This window comes from Pseudanabaena sp. 'Roaring Creek' (assembly GCF_001402795.1).
In the GTDB taxonomy this organism is placed as follows: Bacteria; Cyanobacteriota; Cyanobacteriia; order Pseudanabaenales; family Pseudanabaenaceae; genus Pseudanabaena.
Window position 1 is genome coordinate 1 of record NZ_LIRE01000269.1, and the last position, 6342, is coordinate 6342.

The following is a 6342-nucleotide window of genomic DNA, read 5'->3' on the forward strand; positions in this document are numbered from 1 at the left end:
TATAGATAATTCAAATAAAAACTACAGCTTCGACTTCGCTCAGCTAGCTTACACCGAGGGCTGAGCGAAGTCGAAGCCCGTCTACAAGTTATTTAAAACAACTATAAACCCCAAGAATTGATTGGCGGCGCGAAGCGCCGCCAATCAATTCTTGGGGTTTATGTCCTAAGTCAAGTGACTGTAGCTATAAATTGAAAATCCTTACTAGGCTTAGTTTTTAATTCGCAAAAGTGTTATCACATTTTCGTGAATTGGTATTAGGACATAATCAAAACTCAAAAGATGAGTGGCGGCACAAAGTGCCGCCACTCATCTTTTGGGGCTGGCTAAGGTCAAAACTGCTATATAGGCATTATGTCTATTGACTGATAAGGCAGTAATACTTTATATATTTCTTGCTAACCTACTTATTACTTATTACTCATTGTCTAAGTATCTAGGCATAATTAAATACAACATCTAAATAATATCTAATAATAATAATATCTAAATAATATCTAAAAACTATAGTGATCGCTGTGCTAGCCCACTTACTTATGCCGATAATTGTTAATACTGAATATCCCATAAAATAAGTAATTTATAGGTGGCTTATCTTACTCTAATACAGCAAATTTCTCAAGGGAATTAGAATTTTATGTGAATTATAAATAACAATGTAGCAATCCTAAATCTAAATTATTTATAGGTTTTTGGGTTTGTGGAGTCGTACTCCTTTAGGTTGAACTTCTGCAAAGTATTTAGGTTTGTTGTAAACGTAATGGTTTAATATAATGTCTAATCAGCAGGATAATTACTTGAGATAGTGGGCATAATAATTAGTAAGATTATTAGAGATGGTAATTAATTGAGTAGTTAGTAGATCATTTTAGTAGATCATTAATGAAAATCATTCTCTAGTAAATTTCAAATACAAACTATTGACCTCTTTCTATAGTCCTTAAAAATAACTATGAAAATCGAACAATATAGATTGACTGTAAATCAAGGATGGGAACCAAGCTCTCCTAATAGCAATCAATTAGCTCATTTAGTACTAGTGTTTGGTGGAACAGATATTCTTAAGGCTGAGAATTATCCTCAATATTTGAAACAGATTTACCCAAATGCCACGATTATTGGCTGCTCGACAGCTGGGGAGATCTTTGATACTCGAGTTGCTGATGACACTATTGTAGTTACCGCGATCGAGTTCGAGCATACTCAGATCAAAGGCAATTATCTACCCATTACCAAAACTTCCGATAGTTTTGCAATTGGTGCAAAATTGGCTCAGAGCTTTCCAACAGAGGATTTAGCCCATCTCTTCGTTTTATCGGATGGATTAATCGTTAATGGTAGCGATCTCATCTCTGGCTTACGATCGCAATTACCAGAGCATGTGACGGTTACGGGAGGTTTGGCAGGGGATGGATCGAGATTTGCCGAAACGCTCATTCTCTGGAATGAATTGTTAGAAAAAGAAATAGTTGCCGCGATCGGGATCTATGGCGATCGCATTAAAATTGGTTATGGCTCTTTGGGAGGATGGGCAACCTTTGGAGCTAAACGTGTAGTCACCAAATCTCAAGGTAATATTCTCTATGAGCTGGATGGATTATCGGCACTAGAGCTATATAAAAAGTATCTGGGCGATCATGCCGTTGGACTGCCAGCATCGGGATTATTATTCCCTCTGAGTCTCTACAATGCGGAAGGCGATCGCTCGGTAGTACGCACGATTTTAGCCATTGATGAAGCAGAACAAAGCCTGACATTTGCTGGAGATGTTCCAGAAGGAAGCGTTGTCCAATTAATGCAAACTAACTTCGAGCGTCTTATCGATGGGGCGATTGGGGCAGCTCAAACTAGTATCAGCTATAGGGCAGAAGGCTCACCTGACCTAGCCATTTTAATTAGTTGTGTTGGACGCAAATTGGTACTGAAGCAACGCATTGAAGAAGAAGTCGATGGCGTAAGAGAAGTCATGGGACAATCAACAGTTCTGACGGGTTTTTATTCCTATGGAGAGATGGCTCCCGCCTCTATGGGAGAGCGCTGCGAACTCCACAATCAAACGATGACCATTACCACTCTTTCTGAGCAGTAGCTTTTTATTAAATCCAATGCACCGCCTACTTCAGCGTCAGATCAAAAAACATTTTGGCAGTATCGATTCGTTGCCCTCAGAATGGCAGGGATTTTTAAATGATATTGATACTGCATATTGTCAATACGATGACGATCATCGGATTATCGAGCGCTCTTTAGAACTAAGTTCGGAGGAACTTTTACAAGCGAACAAGCAGTTACAGGATTTACTCAAAACGGTTGAAGGACAGGTTACCGAGCGGACTGCCGAACTGACTAAAGCTAATATTGAATTAGAAGAAACTTTAATCAATCTAAAAAAGGCACAGGTTCATATAGTTCAATCTGAAAAAATGTCTTCCTTAGGTAGGTTAATCGCAGGCGTTGCTCATGAGATTAATAATCCTGTCAACTTTATTCATGGCAATCTTAGTTATTTAAAAGACTACATCGCGAAAATTTTAAACTTTACAAAACTAACCCAAAAAAATTATCTCCAAGGAATCCCTGAAATGGAAAAACTTGCTGAAGAAATTGAGTTAGAGTTTATCAAGCAGGATTTGCCCCAAATCATTAATTCGATGGTAGTGGGAACGAGTCGGATTCAAGGAATCGTTCAGTCGCTGAAAAACTTCTCGCATATGGATGAAGCTGAATTTAAGCAGGTCGATATTCACAAAGGCATTGACAATACCTTAATGATTCTCGAGCATCGACTGAGGTCTAAGTCGAGGTCTAATCACATTCAAGTTATTAAACAATATGGCGATCTTCCCTTAATTAGTTGTTATGCTGGACAGATGAATCAGGTGTTTGTCAATATTTTGGCAAATGCAATCGATGCCTTAGAGGAAGTAAACTATCACCCTAAAATCGATCTCCAAGGAAATCCCCAAGAAGATAATTGGGCGCGATCGCCCTATATCAAGATTCAGACTAGAGTGATCGATGATTGCTTTGTAGAGATTGCGATCGCTGATAATGGCAATGGCATTCCTGAAGAGTTCCAGCGACAAATCTTCGATCCATTTTTTACGACTAAACCAGTAGGTAAAGGAACGGGAATGGGAATGGCAATCAGTTATCAAATAATTACAGAAAAGCACAATGGCAAGTTAACTTGCCATTCCACCGTAGGAAAAGGAACGGAATTTTATATTCACATTCCCATTGATTTGGATAAATTCCAGTAAGTAGCGAATCTATTGCAATTTCCGATCGAAATAATCATGAGAAGGTTTTTGAAAGTGTTGCTTTGCAACACTTTCAAAAACCTTCTTGGTTTGAATTTGAGTGCAAAGTGCTGTAATACCAATTCCCAAAATGGCGTTGCCATTTTGGGAATCTCAAAACCTTACTGAGTTTGGTGTTTAATTCACGAAAGTGTGACAACACTTTTGTGAATTGGTATAAGTGACAATAAAATAACCATGATGCTTGCGTAGCGGGGAAACTTAAGTAGCTAGGCATAATTAATTACAAACCAAAACCCGTAAAGTTGCGCCCCTACGGGGCGCAACTTTACGGGTTTTGGTAATTTATTTTGCACCAGTACTTAATCCAATGTCCCGATCGCATATTCAATCATTTTGAACAAAGACTTACTCATTTGCTCGAAGCCTTCCCGTTTGAGGGCTGAGATGGCGATCGCCTCAGGATATTTCTCTAAAATAGCGTTGGGGTCATCAACAGCATCGATTTTATTGAAGACTAATAGAATCGGTCCAACGGTGATCGGCATATCCTTTAGGATTTTATCCACTGCTTTGAGTTGAGCTTCCCAAGCAGAATGGGATGCATCAACAAGGTGCACCAATACATCGGCTTCCGATACTTCTTCAAGGGTAGCCCGAAAAGCATCAACCAAGGATTTGGGCAGCTCGTGGATGAATCCTACGGTGTCGGTAAGTAGCACCATGTGCATCTGTTCGTCTTCACCGAGCAGGTTGAGGCGGCGTGTTGTCGGATCGAGGGTGGCAAAAAGCTTGTCAGCGGCATATACATCGGCTCTGGTCATGGCATTCAGCAGGGTTGATTTGCCTGCATTGGTGTAACCCACGATCGCTACCGTCGGCACTTCGCGATCGACTCGCTTTTGACGAATGCGCGATCGCTGCGCCTGCAAATGATTTACTTGCTGTTGCAGAAACGTAATCCGCTTTTGGATCGTGCGGCGATCGGTTTCTAACTTGGTTTCTCCAGGACCGCGCGTGCCAATTCCACCCCCAAGCCTTGATAGAGCCTGTCCGTGACCTGCGAGGCGTGGCAAGCGATATTCGAGCTGCGCTAGCTCAACTTGCAATTTTCCTTCCGATGACTGGGCGCGTTGGGCAAAAATATCGAGAATCACTTCGGTGCGATCGCTTACGCGCAAACCGATCGCCCTTTCGAGGTTGCGAGTTTGCGAAGCCGTTAGCTCGCGATCGAAGACCACGAGATTTGCGCCCTTTGTTTGAGCAGCGATCGCGAGTTCTAAGACTTTACCTTCACCGAGAACCGTCTGAGGATGAGGACGTTCGCGCTTCTGCCACAGTGCATCGAGGACAGTTCCCCCCGCACTTTCCACCAGTTGACCGAGTTCGATCATCGCAAAGGGCATCGAGTCAGATTTTTCTTTTTGAGCCATCAAGCCCACTAACATGACGCGATCACGATCGTCATCGGTGGCTCGACCCGCAAAATTGCGACTAAATTCCTCTTCTAGCCCTTCTACTAACTCTAAGAAATCCTGCTTGGCGATCGCCTCTAAGGTCATGGGCTTGGATACGCGCCAAGCATTCTGCTGTTCGGGTAACTCCGCTTCGGTAGCTGGCAATAAATGGGCTAAATATCCCCGTTCGGCATAACCCTTGAGATTGACTGACAGAATCACCAATGCATCGAGACGCTGCATCAACATCGCCGTTAAGTCGTTGAGATTTGGAGGTTCCACATCGGGAGTGGCACAAATACAGCGCAATCCACTCAAGCGATCGCTACCATAGCGAGGCAGTTCTAGCGGTGGAATTTTGGTCTGATTGGGCGTGCCGATCGCGACACGGATCACCTGTCCGCGCCTATTGATATAAATACAGATAGATTCCTTTAACTCAGCACTGACTGCCGCAAGGCGCTGAGATAGTTCGGGAGTGGTCAGGCTATCTTGCGGTAAGCGCGATCGATACAGACGATCTAGCTGCTTTAATTGATGCGCCTTTAGCCCTTGGGTTTTTCCGTAAATAGTTTCGATATGCGTTACTCAGTATAATGATCACTACAATTAAATAGCTAGGCATAAGTAAACTTACAATCTAGAAGAGCGTACCGCCCGCTACGTGGGCGGCACAATCTCTGATTCTGGGTTTTAATTATGCGGAACTACTGATTACAATTATACCGAGTATGATGAGATGAATGCTAGAGCGCTTTTTTTGGTAACCCACGGTAGCAGCGATCGCCGTTCGTGGATTGCTTTGCAAGATCTCATCGCTGTCGCGAAATCTCGCATCGAATATATCGAATATAAAGATCATCGGCAAACTGGCGATCGCTACATTAGCGGGGGTTGTCTTGAAGGATTAGAATTAACCCTATCACAGCAATTAGAAGGATTTGCAACGCAAGCTATCCAAGCAGGTATTTCGGAAGTGGTGGTCTTGCCTTTGTTTTTACTAGAAGGAGTCCATGTCAGCGAAGATATTCCCACCGAAGTCGCGATCGCTCAGAATAACCTACAGAAAAAATTTCTCGAAGGATGCCCTGATTTTACATTTCGTACCACTCCTTATCTGGGAACAGATCCAGATATTCCAAACCTACTATCGCGACAATTTGAGAAATATCGTACCGAGACATCCCACGGAATGCCGAACCCAGCAATACAGGGTCGAATCTTGATCGCCCACGGTAGTCGTCGCGCTGGAGCGAATCAGGTGATTGAGGATTTAGCCAAACCCAGCCAAGCGATCGCCGCCTATTGGGGAGTAGAACCCAAAATTGAAACGCAGATAGAAAAATTACTACTACAAGGGATTAAACAAATCCAAGTCCTCCCATATTTCTTAAATGAAGGTGGGATTACCGAAGCGATCTCGAGAAGGCTCCAAAATTATAGCGATCACGCTCAAATTCAACTGCTGCCAGTCCCACTATCTAAGGAGCAAATTATTGATTTGGCATGGAAATTTATTTGAGCCAGCTACTTATATCTGTCGCTGTACTAGGACATAAACCCCAAGAATTGACTGGCGGCGCGAAGCGCCGCCAGTCAATTCTTGGGGTTTGATTTGTCTT

4 protein-coding genes are annotated in these 6342 nt (G+C 42.7%); 3 read left to right on the forward strand and 1 reads right to left on the reverse strand.

The genetic code is table 11. The features are described 5' to 3' along the window. Nucleotides 1–952: 952 nt before the first annotated feature. On the forward strand, nt 953–2089 hold the full coding sequence (locus AC805_RS09265) for an FIST signal transduction protein (protein WP_055075166.1): 1137 nt from the start codon (nt 953–955) through the stop codon (nt 2087–2089). Nucleotides 2090–2105: 16 nt separating this feature from the next. Further along, complete coding sequence (locus tag AC805_RS09270) at nt 2106–3263, forward strand: sensor histidine kinase (protein WP_055075167.1); 1158 nt, start codon at nt 2106–2108, stop codon at nt 3261–3263. A 362-nt stretch (nt 3264–3625) separates the two neighbouring features. Here the strand turns inward: AC805_RS09270 and hflX are convergent, their stop codons facing one another. Next, the gene (gene hflX, locus AC805_RS09275; RefSeq protein ID WP_082429452.1) at nt 3626–5116 is read right to left on the reverse strand and encodes a GTPase HflX; all 1491 of its coding nucleotides are present in this window, start codon (nt 5114–5116) and stop codon (nt 3626–3628) included. A 343-nt stretch (nt 5117–5459) separates the two neighbouring features. Between hflX and AC805_RS09280 the strand changes: the two genes are divergently transcribed. After that, complete coding sequence (locus AC805_RS09280; protein ID WP_055075169.1) at nt 5460–6242, forward strand: sirohydrochlorin chelatase; 783 nt, start codon at nt 5460–5462, stop codon at nt 6240–6242. Nucleotides 6243–6342: the final 100 nt, after the last annotated feature.

What these genes read in the sequence shown, in the direction of transcription:
- AC805_RS09265 (WP_055075166.1), top strand. Translation starts at nt 953, where the DNA reads ATGAAAATCGAACAATATAGATTGACTGTAAATCAAGGATGGGAACCA.
- AC805_RS09270 (WP_055075167.1), top strand. Translation starts at nt 2,106, where the DNA reads ATGCACCGCCTACTTCAGCGTCAGATCAAAAAACATTTTGGCAGTATC.
- AC805_RS09280 (WP_055075169.1), top strand. Translation starts at nt 5,460, where the DNA reads ATGAATGCTAGAGCGCTTTTTTTGGTAACCCACGGTAGCAGCGATCGC.